General features: G+C 64.9%; 20 protein-coding genes, 1 tRNA gene and 1 pseudogene. 9 read left to right on the plus strand and 13 right to left on the minus strand.

Translation table 11 applies throughout. From position 1 onward, the window contains the following. Nucleotides 1-144 precede the first annotated feature (144 nt). The 3 genes from AC1DJT_RS19895 to AC1DJT_RS19905 all read left to right on the plus strand — a co-directional run bounded on the left by AC1DJT_RS19895 (nucleotide 145) and on the right by AC1DJT_RS19905 (nucleotide 2162). Entirely contained in the window at nucleotides 145-660 is a 516-nt protein-coding gene (locus AC1DJT_RS19895) for a hypothetical protein (RefSeq protein WP_476769748.1), read from the plus strand. Further along, nucleotides 657-1253, plus strand: a complete 597-nt coding sequence (locus AC1DJT_RS19900; protein ID WP_441506488.1) for an SCO family protein — start codon at nucleotides 657-659, stop codon at nucleotides 1251-1253. Before AC1DJT_RS19895 ends, AC1DJT_RS19900 begins: the two co-directional genes overlap by 4 nt. A gap of 147 nt (nucleotides 1254-1400) precedes the next feature. Beyond that, nucleotides 1401-2162 (plus strand): LOG family protein, encoded by a 762-nt coding sequence (locus tag AC1DJT_RS19905; protein WP_476834716.1) that lies wholly within the window; start codon nucleotides 1401-1403, stop codon nucleotides 2160-2162. Between the two features lie 59 nt (nucleotides 2163-2221). Here the strand turns inward: AC1DJT_RS19905 and rplT are convergent, their stop codons facing one another. From rplT to AC1DJT_RS19925, 4 genes are all read right to left on the minus strand, one after another. Then, nucleotides 2222-2596, minus strand: a complete 375-nt coding sequence (gene rplT, locus AC1DJT_RS19910; RefSeq protein WP_043233082.1) for a 50S ribosomal protein L20 — start codon at nucleotides 2594-2596, stop codon at nucleotides 2222-2224. 28 nt (nucleotides 2597-2624) lie between these two features. After that, a complete protein-coding gene (gene rpmI, locus AC1DJT_RS19915) occupies nucleotides 2625-2825 on the minus strand; it encodes a 50S ribosomal protein L35 (RefSeq protein WP_043233081.1) in 201 nt (66 codons plus the stop codon). A gap of 201 nt (nucleotides 2826-3026) precedes the next feature. Then, nucleotides 3027-3356 (minus strand): VOC family protein, encoded by a 330-nt coding sequence (locus tag AC1DJT_RS19920; protein ID WP_476769747.1) that lies wholly within the window; start codon nucleotides 3354-3356, stop codon nucleotides 3027-3029. 102 nt (nucleotides 3357-3458) lie between these two features. Beyond that, entirely contained in the window at nucleotides 3459-4352 is an 894-nt protein-coding gene (locus tag AC1DJT_RS19925; RefSeq protein ID WP_441506485.1) for a LysR family transcriptional regulator, read from the minus strand. Nucleotides 4353-4448: 96 nt separating this feature from the next. Here AC1DJT_RS19925 and AC1DJT_RS19930 point away from each other — a divergent pair, with 96 nt between their 5' ends. Further along, nucleotides 4449-5444 (plus strand): aldo/keto reductase, encoded by a 996-nt coding sequence (locus AC1DJT_RS19930; protein ID WP_441506484.1) that lies wholly within the window; start codon nucleotides 4449-4451, stop codon nucleotides 5442-5444. A gap of 149 nt (nucleotides 5445-5593) precedes the next feature. Here AC1DJT_RS19930 and AC1DJT_RS19935 read toward each other — a convergent pair whose 3' ends face one another. Then, nucleotides 5594-6817, minus strand: coding sequence for an MFS transporter (locus AC1DJT_RS19935; protein ID WP_476834717.1), 1224 nt, complete (start codon nucleotides 6815-6817; stop codon nucleotides 5594-5596). Between the two features lie 117 nt (nucleotides 6818-6934). Between AC1DJT_RS19935 and AC1DJT_RS19940 the strand changes: the two genes are divergently transcribed. After that, on the plus strand, nucleotides 6935-7540 hold the full coding sequence (locus tag AC1DJT_RS19940; RefSeq protein WP_441506482.1) for a TetR/AcrR family transcriptional regulator: 606 nt from the start codon (nucleotides 6935-6937) through the stop codon (nucleotides 7538-7540). 250 nt (nucleotides 7541-7790) lie between these two features. After that, the gene (locus AC1DJT_RS19945; protein ID WP_441488959.1) at nucleotides 7791-8084 is read left to right on the plus strand and encodes a GYD domain-containing protein; all 294 of its coding nucleotides are present in this window, start codon (nucleotides 7791-7793) and stop codon (nucleotides 8082-8084) included. A gap of 192 nt (nucleotides 8085-8276) precedes the next feature. Here the strand turns inward: AC1DJT_RS19945 and infC are convergent, their stop codons facing one another. After that, nucleotides 8277-8819, minus strand: coding sequence for a translation initiation factor IF-3 (gene infC, locus AC1DJT_RS19950; protein ID WP_069877443.1), 543 nt, complete (start codon nucleotides 8817-8819; stop codon nucleotides 8277-8279). A gap of 107 nt (nucleotides 8820-8926) precedes the next feature. Continuing rightward, nucleotides 8927-10144, minus strand: coding sequence for a glycosyltransferase family 4 protein (locus tag AC1DJT_RS19955; RefSeq protein WP_069877444.1), 1218 nt, complete (start codon nucleotides 10142-10144; stop codon nucleotides 8927-8929). A 112-nt stretch (nucleotides 10145-10256) separates the two neighbouring features. Here AC1DJT_RS19955 and AC1DJT_RS19960 point away from each other — a divergent pair, with 112 nt between their 5' ends. Next, entirely contained in the window at nucleotides 10257-11030 is a 774-nt protein-coding gene (locus AC1DJT_RS19960) for an alpha/beta hydrolase (RefSeq protein WP_476834718.1), read from the plus strand. A gap of 10 nt (nucleotides 11031-11040) precedes the next feature. Here AC1DJT_RS19960 and AC1DJT_RS19965 read toward each other — a convergent pair whose 3' ends face one another. From AC1DJT_RS19965 to AC1DJT_RS19990, 6 genes are all read right to left on the minus strand, one after another. Next, nucleotides 11041-11307 (minus strand): BQ00720 family protein, encoded by a 267-nt coding sequence (locus tag AC1DJT_RS19965; protein WP_441488957.1) that lies wholly within the window; start codon nucleotides 11305-11307, stop codon nucleotides 11041-11043. A 97-nt stretch (nucleotides 11308-11404) separates the two neighbouring features. Continuing rightward, nucleotides 11405-11833, minus strand: coding sequence for an Hsp20 family protein (locus tag AC1DJT_RS19970; RefSeq protein ID WP_043233104.1), 429 nt, complete (start codon nucleotides 11831-11833; stop codon nucleotides 11405-11407). 225 nt (nucleotides 11834-12058) lie between these two features. Further along, nucleotides 12059-12415: an HdeA/HdeB family chaperone gene (locus AC1DJT_RS19975; RefSeq protein WP_441488956.1), complete on the minus strand. Its 357-nt coding sequence runs from the start codon at nucleotides 12413-12415 to the stop codon at nucleotides 12059-12061. A gap of 1424 nt (nucleotides 12416-13839) precedes the next feature. Next, a tRNA-His gene (locus AC1DJT_RS19980) sits at nucleotides 13840-13916 on the minus strand. Nucleotides 13917-14066: 150 nt separating this feature from the next. Beyond that, complete coding sequence (locus AC1DJT_RS19985; RefSeq protein WP_476769810.1) at nucleotides 14067-15119, minus strand: hypothetical protein; 1053 nt, start codon at nucleotides 15117-15119, stop codon at nucleotides 14067-14069. Between the two features lie 100 nt (nucleotides 15120-15219). After that, nucleotides 15220-15615 (minus strand): phasin, encoded by a 396-nt coding sequence (locus AC1DJT_RS19990; protein ID WP_069877448.1) that lies wholly within the window; start codon nucleotides 15613-15615, stop codon nucleotides 15220-15222. A gap of 216 nt (nucleotides 15616-15831) precedes the next feature. On the opposite strand from AC1DJT_RS19990, the gene AC1DJT_RS19995 reads away from it, so the two are divergent. Both AC1DJT_RS19995 and AC1DJT_RS20000 read left to right on the plus strand, forming a co-directional pair. Beyond that, nucleotides 15832-18747, plus strand: a complete 2916-nt coding sequence (locus AC1DJT_RS19995; RefSeq protein ID WP_476834719.1) for a sensor histidine kinase — start codon at nucleotides 15832-15834, stop codon at nucleotides 18745-18747. 334 nt (nucleotides 18748-19081) lie between these two features. Next, nucleotides 19082-19572 (plus strand): annotated as a pseudogene (locus tag AC1DJT_RS20000) (GGDEF domain-containing protein); the annotation flags it as partial.

Genomic DNA, 19572 nt, shown 5'->3' on the forward strand with positions numbered 1-19572 from the left:
GCCACACACGAGGTCACAGTCGATGGCGAGCTGCTCGAGCGCGACGGCGTGAAGTACCTGCTCGTCGACAGGATCGCCGACGACAAGGGCGTGATCAGCATGACGCATGAAGAACACGGCATCCAGCCGTTCGGGAACTGAGCGATGCGAATGCTGCGGCACATGCTGGGTGTGGCCGCGCTTCTCGCCGGCATCCCCGTGACAACCGCGCGCGCGGCCGAAGCCTGGAACATCCCGTACGAGACTGCGACAATCCTCAAGGGGCGGGTCGTCGATCCGCTCTGCCATCTCACAGGCCGTTGCACGCCCGGTTGCGGCAGCGGCAAGCGCCAGCTCGGCCTTGTCCTGGCCGACGGCACCTTCCGGCTTGTCGCGAAATCGAACGTCGACTTTGCCGGCTCGGTCCGGGACCTGATCGGTTATTGCGGCCGCGAGATCGAGGCCGATGGCCTGCTGATCGCCAACCCGGCAGTGACAGTATTCTTCGTGCAGGCGGTCCGCGAAGGCCCCTCGCAGCCCTGGATTCCGGCCGAACGCTTCAAGTCCGACTGGGAGGCCCGCAACGGCAAGGCCTCCGAATGGTGGCGGGCCGATCCTGAAGCGAACCGCAGCATCGCCGAAGACGGCCCTTACGGAATCAAGGGACTTCGGCCGAAATGATCTCGCGGCGGGTGCTGCTGGCCCTTGGCGCCATCCTGCCAGCCGCAGGCGCGTTCTCGCAGCAACCGCCTGCATCTGGCGCCAGCCCTATCGACCCGCTCGCCACCCGGTTCGGCGGCCCTTTCACGCTCATCGACCACACCGGCAAGCGCGTGAACGACACGGATTTCCGCGGGCGGTTCATGCTGGTCTATTTCGGCTTCACCCGTTGCACCGATACCTGCCCGGTCGATCTTGCGATCATCGCGCAAGCGCTCGACGCCATCGGCCCGCAGGCCGAGCGGCTCGCGCCGCTCTTCGTCACGGTCGATCCGGCCCATGACACGCCCGCCACGATGGCAGCCTATGTCACAGCCCTCCATCCGCGCCTGATCGGACTGACCGGCAGCGAATCGGAGATTGCCGCGATCGCCCGCGCCTACAAGGTGCATCGCCGCAAGCTCACGCTGCCGCATCATGGCGCCGCGGAGTACGCCGTCGATCACGGCTCCCTCACCTATCTGATGGACCGCGAGGGGCGCTTTCTGACCCTGCTGCCGCACAATGCCGGCGCGCCACGTCTCGCCGAGATCCTGAACAAGTACCTCGGCTGAACACGTGCTTGGCCTCAACACCTGCTTGGCCCGAACAAGTGCTTGGCCCGAACAAGTCCCGGGCCTGGCGGAGCAGCCCTGCCAGCGATGCAGGCGACAGTGCCGCCGGGATGCGGCTATGCAGGTGGCATCATGGAGACAGACATCATGCCCGACAGCCAGGCCCAGAAGAATTCCCCCTCGTACCGCCTGGCGGCGCTCGACCCCGATTTCATCCTTGGCGATTCGACACGCGGCGTGCGCTTCATGCTCGAATACCAGAAGGCCGAGGACCATTTACGCGCGCGCGGCATCATCTCGACCGTTGTCGTCTTCGGCTCGGCCCGCGTCCGGGAAGGTGACCGCTGGTACGAGGCGGCGCGGCAATTCGCCCGCATTGCCTCCGAGCGGGGCGGCGCGCTCATCGACGGCGAGAGCGGGCGCCATCATGTCATCGCCACTGGCGGCGGGCCGGGCATCATGGAAGCAGCCAATCGCGGTGCGACGGAAGCGGGGGCGCTCTCGATCGGCTTCAACATCACCCTGCCGCACGAGCAGGAGCCGAATCCGTGGTCAACGCCGGACCTGACTTTCCGCTTCCACTATTTCGCGATGCGGAAGATGCACCTGGCAATGCGCGCCGCGGCGCTCGTCGTGTTTCCCGGCGGATTCGGCACGCTCGACGAACTCTTCGAGATCATGACGCTGAAGCAGACGGGCAAGATGCYGGCCGTACCGATCGTGCTCTATGACAGCGCCTTCTGGCGTGACCTGCTCAATCTCGATGCCATGGCCGCGGCAAAATTCATCCGCCCCGAAGATCTTTCGCTGTTCTGCTACGCCGATACGCCGGAGGAAGCCTACCAGCGTGTCGTCGACGGTGCGGGCCAGAACTGGGTCCTTCCCGCAAACGACAGCATGCAGAGCTGACAACGAAAAAGGCCGGCATCGCTGCCGGCCTTTTCCAATTCACTTCGCCGAGGCGAAACTCAGGCGGCCTTGGCTTCCGCGCCGAGGGCACCCTTCACCGTCTCGACCACGGCCGCGAAGGCGGCTGCGTCGTCGATGGCCAGCGCCGACAGCGTCTTGCGATCGAGCTCGATACCGGCCTTGGCGAGACCGCCAATGAAGACCGAGTACGTCAAGTCATGCTCACGCACCGCAGCGTTGAGGCGCTGGATCCAGAGCGCGCGGAACGAGCGCTTCCGGTTCTTGCGGTCGCGATAGGCATACTGCATCGAACGATCGACGGCCGCCTTGGCAGCGCGGATCGTATTCTTGCGGCGGCCATAAAAACCCTTGGCGGCCTTAAGTGTCTTCTTGTGCTTGGCGTGGGACGTTACGCCCCGTTTCACGCGAGCCATGTGTGATCTCCGGAAAGGTTAGAGGGCGTCAGCCGTTCGGCAGGAAGTATTTTTTCACGTTGGCGGCATCGCCCTCGAAGAGGGTTGCCGTGCCGCGGTGATTGCGGATCTGCTTGTTGGTCCGCTTGATCATGCCGTGACGCTTGCCGGCCTGGGCGTAGAGCACCTTGCCGGTTCCGGTGATCTTGAAGCGCTTTTTGGCGCTCGACTTCGTCTTGATCTTGGGCATTTCAGCTCCTCAATGGTCGCGGACGCGCGAGATGCGCCGCTTCGATTTTGCTTGCTGGAAGCAAAGAACGACCGCCACGGCAGCCCTTATCAGCCGGGCGATCGAAGGGCGCGCATATGACAGAAAAGCCCGGGGCTGGCAAGTGCAGGCGCCACTCATGCCTAAAAGGCCGCATGGCGAACCGGAACGGGTTTATCCCGATCAGCCCAGCTTTTCGGCGCGAGGCCCTCTGATCCCGATGCAATTGCCCCAAGGATCGCGAACCTGGCACATCCACAGATCACCGTCGATGGCCAGCGGCCCGCGATAGAGAACCGCGCCGACCGCCTGCAAATGGGCAAGCGATCGCTCGAAATCCTCCACCCGCCAATAGACAATCGAGCCGGTAGCGCCGCTGGCCACCTTCGTGTCATCCGGAACGATTTCAAGTTGCGTCTCGCCAATCTGCAGAAAGGCGAATCCCGAAGGCTGGCTCGTCGCCGGAACGGCGCGGGGAAATGCGCTGCGATACCAAGCGAGCCCCGCGACCACGTCCGAGACGTGAACCAGAACGGCCGAAATAGAACCCGTCACGGAAATCCTCGTGGTCATGATCGGAAGGGAGCCCAACGGGCCCGGAAGCGTGCGGCAGCGCTACCCCTTATCAGCGCGGAAGAAGTCGATGAAAGCCCGCAGCGCCGGGCGCATCTGCCGGCGGCTCGGATAATACACGTAGAACCCGTCGAAGGGTGGACACCAATCCTCCAGAACAGACACCAGCCTGCCCTGCCCGAGCCCATCGCGGACATAGTCATCGAAGAGGAATGCGATGCCGGCACCATCAAGCGCGGCCTGGAGGACGAGCCGGTCATCGCCCAGGATCAGCGGCCCCGTGACTTCGGGTTCGACGACGAGACCGTCCTTCTCGAACTCCCAGCGATAGATCACGCCACTTTCGAAGCGGAAGCGGATGCAGCGATGCCCGGGCAGTTCGTGCGGCGTCAGCGGCATGTCACGCCCGGCGAAATAGGCCGGGGCCGCAACCGCGACGCCACGCATGCGCGGCCCGATGCGAACGGCGATCATGTCGCGCTGCAGGCTCTCGCCGAGCCGGATCCCGGCATCGAACCCGCCCGCGACGACATCAGCGAATCTGTCGTCAATGACGATCTCGAGCACGATTTCCGGATAGGCCGCGGCAAAGGCGCCGAGCTTCGGCGCCAGTACCAGATGAGCGGCGGTGCGCGGCACGGTGAGGCGAAGATTGCCGGCGGGCTCGTCGCGCGAGGCAGCTGCCACTTCCAGCGCCAGGGCGATCTCCGACATCGCCGGCAGCAGCCGTTCCAGAAGCTGCGCCCCGGCCTCGGTGGGAGCGACGCTGCGCGTACTGCGCGCCAGCAAGCGCACGCCGAGCCGGGCCTCCAGCAGCGACACGGCATGGCTGACGGCGGACGGCGCAATGCCGAGCTCGCGTGCCGCGCCACGGAAACCCCGATTGCGGGCGACGGCCGCCAGGACGGCGAGATGCGGGAGATCAGCGCGGTTCATTGATCTGTTTTATCGAACAGGCCGTGCTTTCTCCAGGTGATTATCGATCAGTGGCGCAAGCCTCATCTGTATCGGATCACAAAAGAGGAGCCCGTGATGCAAACTCGCAAGCTTGGTCAAGAACTCGAAGTCTTCCCCGTCGGCCTCGGCTGCATGGGGATGACCTTCGCCTATGGTGGCCAGGAAGAGAGCGCCGCGATCGCCACCTTGCGGCGCGCCGTCGATATCGGAGTGACCCTCTTCGACACCGCCGAAGTCTATGGCCCATTCGAGAACGAGGTCCTGCTGGGCAAGGCGCTCAGGCCTGTGCGCGACCAGGTGGTGATCGCCACGAAGTTCGGGTTCAGGATCCTCGAAGAGGGCAAGGGACCGGAGCGCATGGCGGGGCTCGACAGCCGGCCGGAACATGTGAGGGCCGTGGCGGAAGCCTCGCTCAAGCGGCTCGGGATCGACGTGATCGATCTCTATTACCAGCACCGCGTCGACCCGAATGTGCCGATCGAGGATACGGTCGGCGCCATGGCCGATCTCGTGCGCGAGGGCAAAGTCCGAGCGCTCGGCCTGTCCGAGGCCAATGCCTCGACGATCCGCCGGGCGCACGCGGTGCATCCGATCGCGGCCGTCCAGAGCGAATATTCGTTGTGGAGCCGCGAGCCTGAAGACGGCGTGCTCGCCGTCTGCCGTGAGCTCGGAATCGGGTTCGTGCCCTACAGCCCGCTCGGCCGCGGCCTGCTCACCGGCACGATCCGGACGCTCGACGAGTTGGGCAGCGAGGACTGGCGCCGGACCCTGCCACGCTTCCAGGCCGAAGCGTTGGAAGCCAACGCGGCGCTCGTCGAACGGCTGGAACGCCTGGCCGCGAGCAAGAACGTCACCGCCGCGCAGCTTGCGCTGGCCTGGGTGCTGCATCAGGGGGACTTCATCGTGCCGATCCCCGGTGCGCGCAAGATGACCCATCTGGAGCAGAACAGGGCGGCGGCCGACATCGTCCTGACCACCGACGAAACAGCAGCCATAGGCGAAGCGCTCACGCCGGCCGACGTGGCGGGCAAACGCTACACCGACGCCGCGCTCGCCCTCGTCGACGGCTAGCCCTGTCGGGCATCGTTCAGGAGGCGCGCTCTGCGCGCCTCCTTCTTCGACGAGCGCTCACGCAGGCCAATGATGGCAGGCCCCACGGATCGGATGCTCCGGCGCGGCTACAATGATGCGAAGGCTCTGCCCCTTTCGGCGTTCTGCCCCTAAGGGCCGATACAGGCTGCGGCCTCACGCAGGACGGGCTGCGGCTTCTCACCATGCAGGCGGCGATAACCAAGCAAGGCCGTCGCGAGGGCAACGCCGCCTGCGGCAACCGAAATCCAGAAACCACTGCGCGCGCCAAACCCGTCGATGACCCAGCCTGAGGCGGAAGAGCCCACCGCCATGCCGATACCGATGCYGGTCATGGCCCAGGTGATGCCCTCGGTCAGTTTCGCAGCCGGGACGAGGCGCTCGATCAGGCCGATCGAGACGATGATCGTCGGCGAAACGGCAGCGCCGGCCAGGAACACCACGACGGCAAGGCTGCCGATGCTGTTGACGGCGAGCAGAGGCAGCGTGGTCACCGCTGCAAGCGCAATCGCAATCAGCAACTGGCTGGCCAGCGACATGCGCAGCCTGAGCGCGCCGAACACGATCCCCGTGATCAGCGATCCCGCGGCATAGCTCGCCAGGACGAAACTGGCGGCAGCCTTGTTCCCTTGCGCCTCGGCGAAGGCAACGGCGGTGACCTCGGCCGTTCCGAAGATCGTGCCGATCGCAATCAGGATGAAGGCGATGATCCGCACCGACGCGAGGCGAATGACCGAGTCACCGCCACTCGCCCCCTGCGGATGCACGGGCGGTTCGGATGCCCGCTGCGCGACGAACAGCGCAGTTCCGACGGTCAGCAGCAGCGTCGCGGCGAGCGGCCCTGCCTCTGGAAAGAAGGATACGCTCAGCCCGATCGCGATGACCGGCCCGGTCATGTAGATGACCTCGTCGACCACCGACTCGAAGGCGAAGGCGGTCCGCAGCTTCGGCGTATCGCGATAAAGCTCGGTCCAGCGCGCCCTGACCATCGCCGATATGCTCGGCATCGTTCCTGACAGCATGGCGAAGACGAAAAGAGCCCAGACGGGCGCTTCGTAGCGGGTCGACAGCATCAGGCCCGATAGCGCCGCAATCGCTGCGAGTGTTGCGGGAATGAGCAGCCGACGCTGCCCGTAGCGATCGACCAGCCTGGAGAGCTGAGGCGCGATCAGTGCGTTGGACAAGGCGAAGGTCGCCGCGACCGCCCCTGCCAGCCAGTATTCGCCGCGCGCCTGGGACAGCATGGTGACGACGCCGAGCGTTACCATCGAGACCGGCATGCGCGCGATGAAGCCCGTCGCCGAGAACGCGATAGCGCCTGGAGCCCTGAAGATCTCGCGATAGGGGTTGGCCATGACGGGCCTCTTTCCAGAAGTTTCTGTACCACTTACATACGGAGCGTATGAAAGTGAAGTAGGAGCCGACCCGGCCCGTGTCAATTGACATACGCCGCGTATGCGAAAGGAACATGGATGGCTCGCAGACCACGCACGGAGATGATCGCCGAGACGCGGGCCAAGCTCCTCGGTGCGGCGCGCCATGCCTTCGGCACCGTGGGCTATGCCGACGCCTCGATGGATGAACTGACCGCCGCCGTCGGACTGACACGCGGGGCGCTCTACCATCACTTCGGTGACAAGAAGGGCCTGCTCAGGGCCGTGATCTCCGAAATCGATGACGAAATGAACGAGCGCCTTCGCATCGTCTCCGCCAGTGCGGCAGATAAATGGGCCGGCTTCCGCGACGAGTGCACCGCCTATATCGAGATGGCGCTGGAGCCGGAGATCCAGCGCATCGTCCTACGCGATGGGCCAGCCGTCCTCGGCGATCCCTGGAACTGGCCAACGCAGAGCGCCTGCATCCGTTCGATGACGGCGAGCCTCGAGACGCTTGTCGCGGACAGGATCCTGCTCGCGATCGACCCCGAGGCGGCCGCCCGCCTGATCTCCGGTGCGACGCAACATGCGGCACAATGGATCGCCCATGCCGAGAACCCGCAAGCCGCCTCTCACCGGGCGATCGCGGCCTTTAATGCCATGCTGGACGGATTGCTGCTTCACCCTGCCGGGAGTGGTTGAGGGGTCGCCCGCCGGAGCCTCGCCCGGGACGCGCCATAGTCGGCGGCGACGGCCGGCAGCGCCGCTGACGGTCACGTTGGAGCATCGGCTGTCCCGAAAACCGCAATCCACTTTTCGGGTCGATGCTTTACACTGGCGCCAGAGGCCCGGCGGATGGCGAAACATCCCGTCCTAGACCGAGCGGCGACGATCGGGCCGCCGCACACGACACTTCCGACGCATGGGCCGGGCCCAGCCAGGGAGAAGCGTGATGACGACCTATATCCTGCTGACCAACTGGACCGACCAGGGCGCGCGCAACGTAAAGGACTCGCCGACCCGCCTCGACACGGCCAGGAAGCTGCTGCGCGACATGGGCGGCGACTTCAAGGCCTTCTTCATGACGATGGGGAAATACGACATGGTCATCGTCTGCGAGGCACCAGACGATGCCGTTCTGGCGCGCTTCTGCCTGCAACTGGCAATGCACGGCAATGTGAGAACGCAAACGCTCAAGGCATTTCCGGAAGCCGCCTATCGCGAGATCATTCGCTCCGTCAGCTAGATCATCGGACCGGATTCATAACCGGTCCGATGATCTGGTCTTCTGTGTTTGCATCGGCCTTTCGGAAAACCGCAATCCACTTTTCGGGCCGATGCCTTAGGACGACCCAGCAGGGATCAAATGAGACAAGGCCCAGCCGAAGCGGCCGGGCCTTGTCTCAACCTGATTCCGAGGCAGGGCGCTCCAGGCGACCTATTTTGGCGCCAGGACCATCACCATCTGGCGACCCTCAAGCTGCCAGTCGCTCTCGACCTTGGCAACATCGACAAGATCAGCCTTGACCCGCTCGAGCACCTTCACGCCGAGGTCCTGGTGCGCCATTTCGCGGCCGCGGAAGCGCAGGGTCACCTTGACCTTGTCGCCCTCCTCGAAGAAGCCGTGCATGGCCTTCATCTTGACGTCGTAGTCGTGCTTGTCGATGCCCGGCCGGAGCTTGATCTCCTTGATCTCGATGGTGCGCTGCTTCTTGCGCGCCTCGGCGGCCTTCTTCTGCTCCAGAAAGCGGAAGCGGCCGTAGTCGAGAATCTTGCAGACCGGAGGCACTGAATTGGGGGCGATCTCGACCAGGTCGAGACCGGCATCCTCGGCAATCTTCAGGGCCTCGAAGAACGACACAACGCCACGGTTGGCGCCGGTATCGTCAATGAGCTGAACCTCACGGACACCGCGGATGTCGCGGTTAGAACGCGGACCGTCTTTGGTCGGGGTTGGGGCAGCGCGGAACGGACGGCGAATGGCTGTATTCTCCTATGAATGGTGCTGTCGGCACCGTTGATCAGACACATTGCATAAAGTCGGGCATTGTCAATGCAAACACGGCAACACCCGCTCAAGTACAGAGCCTAGCGCCCAAGCAAGGCGCAATAGACGTCGAGGGTTTCGCTGACCATGTTCTCGAGCGAAAAGTGCTGCTCGACATGGAGGCGGGCCCKGCGGGCCAGCGCATCGCGCGCCGAGGGGCGCAGCGCCAGCGCCTCCTTGAGGCCCGCGGCCAGTGCAGACGCATCGCCCGGCGGCACGCGCCAGCCCGTGCGCTCGCCGGGAGCCGTCTGCGGCGGCGCGAGTACGGTTTCGGGAACTGCTCCGAGATCGGAGACCACAACCGGAATGCCCATGGCTTGCGCCTCGACCGCAACACGGCCGAAGGCCTCCGGCTCGGTCGAGGGCACGGTGACGACCGCCGCCGCGAGCAAGGCCGCCGGCATGTCGGTGCAATGGCCGACGCGCTTGACCTGTTCTTCGAGCCCGGCCTTGGCGATGGCCTGGTCGAGCTCCCTGACATAGCCATCGCGGCCCTGATGGTCGCCTGCGAAGATGAAGGCGGTATCGTTGTCGCCGCCCTCGCGCAGAAGGCGAGCCGCCTCGATCAGCACACGATGGCCCTTCCAGCCGGTCAGTCGTCCCGGCAAGAGCACGATGCGCTGATGTGGCTCGACGCCCCAGGCACGACGCAAGGCCTGGACTCGTTCCGGCCCGACCGCGGATGGCGCGAAGGCCGAGAAATTGGTGCCGCGATGGACGACACGGATGCGGTCACGCGCAAAGCCGTGCTTCGCCAGAATCAGGTCGGCCGTGTAGCGGGAATTGGCGATGACCACGTCGCCGCGCGCCATGACCGAATTATACTGCGTCTTCACCGCCGAGCGGCTGGCATAGGAGCCATGATAGGTGGTGACGAAGGGCAGCTTGAGCGCACGCGCCGCGGCAAGCGCAACCCAGGCCGGCGCCCGCGAACGGGCGTGAATCAATTCAACGCGCTCCCGTCGGCAGAGCAGCACGAGCTTGCGCACATTGAGCGCCATCGTGACCGGGTTCTTCGAAGCAGCCGGGAACGGCAGCCAGACGCCGCCCTTCGCCTGCAGCTCGGCGACAAGGCGGCCGCCCTCGGTCGCGACGAGCGCGCGCGCGCCCGCTTCGGTCAGCCCCTGGGCGATATCGACCGTCGTACGCTCGGCTCCACCTGCCTCGAGATCGGGGATGATCTGCAGGATGGTCCGCCCGCTCAGGGGATGATTATCCGTCGAAGGCAGCGACGGATGCGCGCCTGACCGCAAGGACATGTTCACCGTTTCAAAAAATCTCTCGGATCGGAGGCGGACAGTATGACAGCGCACAGGGCCGATCCCAGCCTATAATGCCCTGACAGGACAGATTCGTCACAGGAGATTTCAGGTGGAGCAGCCTGCCCCGCAATGGCTTGATGTCGGCAACGGCGCGGACGGCCGCCGCATCGCCTTTCTGGAGCAGCCGGGAACGGGACATCCCGTCGTCTGGCTCGGCGGCTTTCGCTCCGACATGCGGGCGACCAAGGCTGACGCACTCGCGCAATGGGCAAGCTGCAGCGGACGCGCCTTCCTGCGCTTCGACTATTCCGGACATGGCGAGACAGGTGGCGATTTCGGTCGCTGGACCTTGTCGCWTTGGCTGGAGGACACGCTCGCCGTCATTGCCGCGCGCTGCGCGGCGCCCCCGGTTCTGGTCGGCTCGTCGATGGGAGGCTGGATTGCGCTGCTCGCGGCCCGGAGACTGCGGGGCACCGCTCTTGCTCCCGCCGGCATGGTGCTGATCGCGCCCGCGGTGGATTTCTCCGAAGAGCTGATGTGGGCTCAGATGCCGACAGCGATTCGCGAGACGATCCTGCGTGACGGAGTCTGGCAGCGCCCATCCGCCTATTCGCCGGAGCCGACGCCGATCACGCGGGCGCTGATCGAGGATGGCCGCAGCCATCTCCTCTTCGGCGGCGAGATCAAGACGGGTTGCCCCGTCCATATCCTTCAGGGAATGCAGGACCCCGACGTGCCCTGGCAGCATGCGATCAAGCTGGTGGAACACCTGAGCGGCGATCCCGTGACGCTGACCTTGATCAAGGACGGCGATCACCGGCTCTCGACGCCGCTCGACATTGCGAAACTGCAGGCTGCGGTGGCGGAAATCGCCACCGCCTGACGCTCGCAGTTCAATGCACGCTGACCATCCGCAGGTCGTGTTCCCAGGCATTGGCGGTCGCAGCTTCCCGGGAATCGGTTACCAGGATCGGCGCACCATCGGCGGAGAGCAGCGCGAAGAGCTTGAGGCCCGGCTCGATTTCCGGAGCCTGCGGAAAGATCCTCAGCAGTTCCTCGGAACTCATCGGCTTGAGATAGGCCACTTCGCCCGTGCCAAGGGCAGCGAATTCTGCCTGGGTCAGTGGTGGCGTGCGAATAACATTGGTCTCTTCAGTCATCGCGCCCTCCTTTGAGCAGTGCGAATGGCGGTTCCTATGTTGATCACCAGATCATGAACGAAAGCACAACCGCGAAGCCTTCGTTCCGACCTTGGGCTCAATCGCGACTGATAATATCAATACGCCTGATGAGCCGCTCCGGTTCCGGCCTGACCAAATCAATKGCTAGCAGGCCATTCGACAAATCCGCCCCGAGTACCTGCATTCCGTCAGCCAGCAGAAAGGAGCGTTGGAACTGACGCGCCGCGATGCCGCGATGCAGGAACTGCCTGCTCTTGTCGTCGCTCTGTCGGCCACGAATGGTGAGCTGATTCTCTTCCAGCGTGATCTCAAGCTGGTCTCGCGAGAACCCCGCCACGGCAAGAGTGATCCGGAGACGATCCGGCTCATCCTCCGTGCGCGGCATGCGCTCGATATTGTAGGGAGGATATCCCTCGCTTGCGCCTTTCGCGACCCGGTCCAGCGCGCGTTCGATATCATCGAACCCAAGCAGGAAAGGATGGGACAGGCTAGGCGTACGCGTCATGCAGAAGCCCTCGAAAGGCGCCTCATCTGTCGATCGGAGCCCGCTGGCGCAGCACTCCGCAGGCGGAAGGCGAAGCCCTTCCGCTTGATGGTGATATGGCAATCGCCAGCAACGGGTTCAAGACCGTCGAAAGCTCAGCCCACAAGCGCAGCGTCGGAAGGACGTCACTCGGCCAAATCGCGACGCCGCGCGAGGGCGATCAGCGGCGCCGGTGCGCGACCCGCATCATTTGGCGAGGACGATGCCACGCTCCTTGCGCATCTTGTCGAACACCAGGCCCATCGCCTTGATGACTGTCACCTTTGGGTTGGCCTTGCAGTAGACAATGGTCTCGTGCTCGGCCTCCCTGGCCCGCGCGACGTTGATGAAGTGTTTTTTGCCAAGGCCATTGTACCAACCGCTATACCACGTCGTCAGGAGATCGGCGTCTTGCTGGAAAGTACCGGCCAGCTGGGCACAGGTCAGTTTCTGGACATCGATGTAACCGTTCGCGTCGGCGTAGGTTTTCAGCTCAACCTGTGCATTCGCACCGGTTGCGGCGAAGGCGATGAAAGCTGCGGTGGCAAAGGCGAGGCTGCGCATGGTTCGTTCCTTCATTATCCAAAGATTGAGAATGGGAGGCGATGCCAGACTAGACCGTCGAAAGCTCGTCAGCAGGTTTTCTCGAGTTCAGTATCCGCCAGTCGTTATTCTTTCTCAGCTCAGATGACGGAAAAAGCGGCCTGTTGTCGTGCCTGCGCGCGAGGCTGGGACGTCGCTCATTTTTGGCATTTACGAGCGACGCCACAACATTGGACTGATCCACTTCGGCTGCACAAGTTGTATTCGGAGCGAAGCGAACTTCAAGTCCGCTATCCGAGAGCCGGACATCCAATCTCGGGCTATGCCATTTCAATCTGGAATCGAGGGAGAACCTCTGAGCTCAACGTCGGAATCCGCCGCTTCGCTTCCGGTTCGATTGCCCCATCTCGACCCAATTGACGCACCCCTTTGGGAGCTCAGGCGCGGCAGCACACGAGCACAGCCCTCCCCGATTATTGAGCAACCGCGAGGCGTTCAAAAACGCCCGGCGGTTGCTGAACGATCAGCGAAGGCTCTGATGGCTCGTGAAAACAGAATTAGGCGCTAGCGACGGACGCCGACCCTGTTGACCCCACCATTGCGATTGCCCGGACGCGGCGCTGTCACGGCACCGACCCCAACGGGCCGAGCTACGAGACGAACGCCGGGCCGCGCGACGCACCCGGCGGGATAACCGATATAGCTGCAATAAATGACAGCATTTGCGGGAGCCGTTGTCGCGGCAAGACCGGTGAAGGCGATTCCGACCGTCGCCATTGTGAAAATCGCAAGTTTAACTTTTGTCATTTCAGGTCCCCGGGACTTTGAAGATAACAAGCGCTGGGGAGGATAACATCACATCTACTTCGACGGAAGGACCGATGACATCACCGACACCACCGACACCCGAGTCGAAAATGGGATTCGCGCGTCCGGAATGTGGCGCCTGTGAGCTACCATCGAAATGCGCGTCGCCGGTCTATTTGACGCGCGCCGCACCAGGGGGATAGCCGATGCTGACGGCGGCTGCGGCGCAGATCCCGCGGGGGCGTTGACGGCGGATCGGCCTCGCCCGATGCCGCAGCATGTCGACGCCTTTGGCAGACACCGACACCCTGCCCCGCCACGCGCCCGTGCCGAGCCCCACCACAAGCGCGCGGACGTTGATGGCACCAAAACGCCTGAAGGCCCGCACCGGCCGCTGATCAGGGCCACTGGGGCGCTGACATCCCATCCCGCGATGGATGTGCCGCACATGGCCGCTTCGACGATGGAGCGGCTTCGCCGCTTCATCTGGACGGCACTGCCCCGAATCGCGGCGACTTCGAAAGGGAGCCCGGGAGCCCACGCGTCRGGTCGCTCAAATCCGCGCGGAGCCCCGACAGGCGAGGCCAGTCCAACCGGACACGCCTCCGACACGATCGATGATTTTCAACGGGGGGGAATGGTACAGCCACCCCGGCTTGAACGGGGGACCTCTAGATCCACAATCTAGCGCTCTAACCAACTGAGCTATGGCTGCACGGCACTCTCGGCGCCCTTCGGGCGCCCTGCCAGACCGCGCAAGGATGCGAACTGGCCGGCGGCGCGGAACCTAGTGCCGTCGCGGCGCGATTGCAACCGCCGAAATGCACCGCACCACACGAAATCCAGCGCGCCGTCGTTTGCCCCTTCAATCCCGCCGCAAAACGGCCTGCGCGGTGCGTGCCAGATCCGTCACATGGGCGGAATAGGCCTCGTAGCCACGGCGCAACGCCTTGGCGTGAATCACCACCGCATCGGCGGGATTGTCCGTCCTGGCGAGCGTCTCCGCCTCGCTCAATGCTGCTTTCAGCTCGGTACAGGCATGGTCGAGAACCTTTGCCTGCAGCGCGCCGACCACGCGTGCAGCGGCGAGCATCTGAGCCAGCCAGGTCGAAGCTGTCAGCGTCGCAAATTCCGGTGGGCGCGAAAGCGGCGATACAGCGGCCGCAACCGGCGGGGCCGCGCTGGCAAGCTTCCGAACGTCTGCGGAGACGGTCGCCGTCGCCTTCTTCACGACTTCCGTGCCGGTCTTTACGGCGGCGGCACCGACTTCTGCGGCCGATTTGAGGATAGCGGCCGGCTGGCTGGTGGCCGCAGTCGAAACTGCCTTGGCAGCGGCAGCCGGCTTTCTGGTCACCTGCTTTGCGACGCGAACCTTGGTCGACGGCTTGGCCTTGGCCGCAGCCGCTGCGGGCTGGCGCGCCACCCCGGACTTGGCAGCGGGCGCGACTGGCGCCGAGACGGGGGCAGCGGCGACCTTGGCGGGCGGCACAGCGCTGGCGGCCTGGACTGGCGCAACCGGAGGCTTGACGGCGCTCTTCAGCGGCTCAACCGGCTTGCTCACGGCCGCAGACGGCAGGGCGGAGGCCGGGACAGCGGCGACCTTGGCGGGCGGCACAGCGCTCGCGACCTGGACCGGCGCGACCGGAGGCTTGGCGACGACGGGCGCGGGAGCCGGCTTGACCGGCGCAACCGCGACGGGCTCCGCAGGCGCTGGAGCAGGACTGGCAGGGGCGGAAACTGGAGTTGGGGCCACTGCAGCAGCGAAAGCAGCAGGCGGCGCACCGACGACCGGACCGGTCGCGGCCGGGATTGCTGGCGCGGCCTTCGACTCAGTCGGCGCGTCGCCCGAGAGGGCCTTGACGGAAGCGAGACTGATCGGAGCCTTTGATCCGATCTTTGGCGGAGCAGGCTTAGCCATCGTCATTCCTCCTTCAGCGAGCGAACGGGTGGCGCCGAGCCCTGGCCCGGCGCCAATGACCTTGTCGCGTGGAGCGGCGCAGTACTGCGCCGCTGGCGACTCACTTCATCTTGGTCGCCTTGGCGGCGGTCTCGGCGGCCTTGGCCGCAACCTCCTGGGCGGCAACGCCCAGATCCTTGAGCTGGCCCTGGAGAGCCGCAACCTGCGACTTCAAGAATTCGGACTGATGCTGCAGGACCTCTGTCAGGTCCTTCGACTTGACCAGCTTCTGGGCGAGATCGAAGGCGGCGGCGACGTTGCTCTCGGCATAGGTCATGGCCTTGCGGGTCACGTCCTGAGCGTTGACGCGTGCGGATTCGGCCGAACCATGCGCACCGTCCACTGCCTTGTGGGCCGCGCCGATGAAGCCATCGAAGGCCTTGCGGGCCTGCTCGACACTGCGCTCGGCGAACTCGCGCATCTCGGTCGGCACTTCATAAGGCGTCTTGCCGGTCATGGGTTATCCTCCTGGCTGTGGATGGCTTGGTTTACCACTCGATTGTGCACTGCAATATCATTATTGCGGCGCAATGACAATCGCGTGACCCCGCTACGTTAACGCTGTTTCGATCAGACGCGGGAGAGCCTTCATCAGTTCCATGGATTTGCAGTCATTTGCCCGCTATTAAGGCTTTGTTAGCCATATCGGCGCAGACCGAACGAGCGGATGGGAATGAGCGAACCCGGGCAGGATTGGGCGATGCAGGGAACAGACGCAGCGAAAGACGCAGCGCTGGCGCCCTTCATTGCGGACGGCGCCTTGATGCTCTGGGACCAGAAGACTTCCCGGGTCGGCTTTGTCAACGCGGGCGCCGAAGCACTGCTCGGCCAGCACGCCGATGGCACATCATTGCCCACACCAACGCGCAACAGGCTGGCACTGCTCGCCGGCGGGCTCGCTCCGCGGGATCATTTGCGCCTTGAACGCCTCCGKCTGACGCCCGGCTTCACTGCCACGCTGGTGACATGCGGCTGCAAGTTGCTGACGGGACCAGAGGGTCAACAGATCCTCGCGATCGCCATCGCTCCGTCGGAGCTGCGCCGACTCGGCATTACGGTTCCGCCGGCTCCACGTGTCGTGGCGCCATCTGCCCCGGGCGCAACCGTCGCTTCTCCCGCTCCGGCGCCGGCAATTGCTGCACCGAAGCGCGCGACCGTGCGTTTCGTCTGGCAAAGCGACGTTGACGGCCGCTTCACGAGTCTTTCGCCCGATATTGCCGAGATCGTCGGGACCGATGCCGCCGCAGGCCTGATCGGTCGTAGCTGGCTCGAGCTGATCGACCGCGATCTGCTCGACCGCGAGGGCAGTCTGATCCAGCGGCTGGCCTCCGCCACCACCTGGAGCGGACACCCGGTCCTGTGGCGGACTGCCGGCCTCGCCGAAGGGGTTCGGGTCGAGCTTTCCGGTGTGCCCGTCCTCGATGCGAAGCGTGATCTTGCAGGTTTCCGTGGTTTTGGTCTCGCCCGCATGATCGAGCGCGAACCATTCCCGCTGCCCACCGATGCGTCGGACAGCCCCGTGCCCGCTTCAGCGCCGCCCCCCCCTGCCCCAGCCTCCGATGAGCCTGGTCCCGCGCCGCTCGTCGCGGTGTCCGCCGACAGCGCCGACGAAGGCAAAGCCCCGGAGATGAGCATCGACGTTCCGGCCACGGAGCCGACACCGGCGGCTCGCACCGAAACTCCGCCTCCGAACGAGGCCGGTGCCAATGTCGTGCCGCTTCGCAACGGTCATCTCACAACGGTCAGACCGCTGCTCGAACCTTCGAAGGCGCTGCTGACCTCCGCTGAGCGCAATGCTTTCCGCGAGATCGCCAAGGCGCTCGGCGCCCGCATCGCCGGAGACGACGAAGGCGAGCCCCGGCTGCCACCGGCGGTCCCGTTGCGCCTGAACGAAGAAGCCGACCGCCCTGGCCAGCCGGCACCCGAGCCGACGGAGCCGGTMGACACGGCGGCAGCGGAATCGAAGCCCGCTGCGGCGGAAGCGTCCTTCGTTTCCGAGCCGGTGCCGTCGGTCGACGCCCCCTCCGCAGCTGCGGCGCGGCAACGCCTGCCGAATTCGCATGCCGATGTGCTCGACCGCCTGCCCGTTGCAGTCCTGGTCAACCGCGGTGACGAACCGCTCTATGCCAATCGCACGCTTCTCGATCTGCTCGACTACGCCGATCTCGCCGACCTGACGTCCGGCGGCGGCATCAGCCGCATGATCAAGGGAGCGGCCCGCTCCGATGGCGGCACCATGATCCTGGTCGATCGGACGGGCCATCTCGTCAGTGTCGATGCCCGCCTGTCGAGCGTCTCATGGCAAGGCGAGCCCGCGACGCTGATGGCCTTCCGTCATCCCGATGGCGGCGGCGAGGTCAAGGTCCTGACCGAGGAAGAGACTGAGGAAGCGGAACTCGCAGCCGAGTTCGAGGCCGAGGAGGCCGAGATTGCGGCGCGCGTCGACGCGTTGCGGCTCGACATCGACGCCCGTGAAGCCCGGATCAGCGAGATGATCGCGGTGCTTGATACCGCGACCGACGGCGTCGTCACCGTCGACGAGCGCGGCCGCATTCTCTCGCTCAACAAGACCGCGGAGGCCCTGTTCGGTTACGACCAGCGGGAGGTCTCAGGCGAATTGTTCACGTTGCTCTTCGCTCCGGAGAGCCACGCTCCTGCCCTCGATTACCTCGAAGGCCTCAAGGGCGGCGGCGTCGCCTCGGTGATGAATGACGGGCGCGAGGTCATGGCGCGCGTGCGTCAGGGCGGCCGCATTCCGCTGTTCATGACCATGGGCCAGATCGCCGACGGCGCAGAGCGACGCTTCTGTGCCGTGCTGCGCGACATCACCGCCTGGAAGAAGACCGAAGGCGAATTGGTCGAGGCCCGCAAGGCGGCCGAGAAGGCCAGCGCCCAGAAATCGGACGTGCTTGCCAAGATCAGCCATGAGATCCGCACGCCGCTGAACGCGATCATCGGCTTCGCCGAGGTCATGGCCGAGGAGCGCTTCGGGCMCATCGCCAATGAACGCTACAAGGAATACCTGCGCGACATCCACCAGTCGGGCGGCTACGTCATCAGCCTGGTCAATGACTTGCTTGACCTCGCCAAGATCGAGGCGGGCAAGCTCGATCTCGACTTCGTCAGCGTCAATCTGAACGAGATCGCGCTGTCCGTCGTCAATCTGCTGCAGCCGGAGGCTCAACGTGGGCGCGTGGTGCTGCGCTCCGGGCTCTCGCCCAAGCTGCCGCCGGTCGTGGCCGATSAGCGTTCGATCCGYCAGATCGYGATCAACCTGCTCTCCAATGCGGTGAAGTTCACCGATGCCGGCGGGCAGGTCATCGTCTCGACGGCCCTCGGCGATCAGGGCGAGGCGATCCTGCGGGTCCGCGATACCGGCATCGGCATGGACGACAGCGAAATCGCAATGGCGCTGGAGCCGTTCCGCCAGGTGCCAACGACGCGACGCGCCGGAGGCACGGGCCTGGGCCTGCCGCTGACCAAGGCGCTGGTCGAAGCCAACCGCGCGGCGATGACCATCACCAGCGTCAAGAAGGAAGGCACGCTGGTCGAGATCACCTTCCCGCCGCAGCGCGTCCTGGCGGGCTGAGGCCCGCGCGCCTTCGGTTTACATCTCGGGGCGCGCCGCCTTGTCGCAGCGGAAGCTGCCCCGCATGCCCTTTACTTTGATGTCGTCTTGCGCGCCTAAGCTCTGACGTTCGGAGCAACTCTGCCTCCGAAGGCACCGGCCCCGGATCGGTCCGCCTGGACTTTCCTCTTGCGGCGATATTCTGAGCGGAATATCCGCCCCCTGGGCAGTTTCCCATGGGTGATGCGAGTAAATTCTGTCTGCCATGGTTCCCGCTGGAAGAAATGCCGCAGACCGCCCTGGCTCAGAGCATCCCAATCTGAGCTACCGGTTCTGGGCCGCGATCATCCTGGTCATGGCCTGTTCACTGGCCCTCGGCCTGACACTCATCGCCAGCTATTACAGCGATCTGGACGCCAGTCGCGACAATCTCTCCAAGCTGCAGGCCTTCCGGTTCGCCCTGGACGCGGCCAATCGGCTGACTGCTGAACGGGGGCCGACGAACAGCGTCTTGGGCGAGGAGCCGTCGCTCGACAGCCCTTCCCGCCAGCGGCTGATCGCGTTTCGCGCCGAGACCGACGCCGCGCTGGCGCGGATTTCCGAGACCGCGCAACTCAAGCCATCGCTGGATGCCCTGGTCCAGACGCTCGCCTCGGCCCGGCAGCAAGTCGACGCTCTCGCCAGCCGCCCGCTGTCAGGGCGCAGCAATGCCGAGATCGAGCAGGCGGTCGAGACCATGTTCGGCGTMTTCGATGCGGCCCAGCCGATGCTGTCCATGGTCATGACCGGCCTCCTGGCTGGCGAGACCGATCTCGTCGGCCACGCCATGGTCGCGCGCATGCTGAG

It is taken from the genome of Allobosea sp. 05T422_2 (assembly GCF_056396265.1).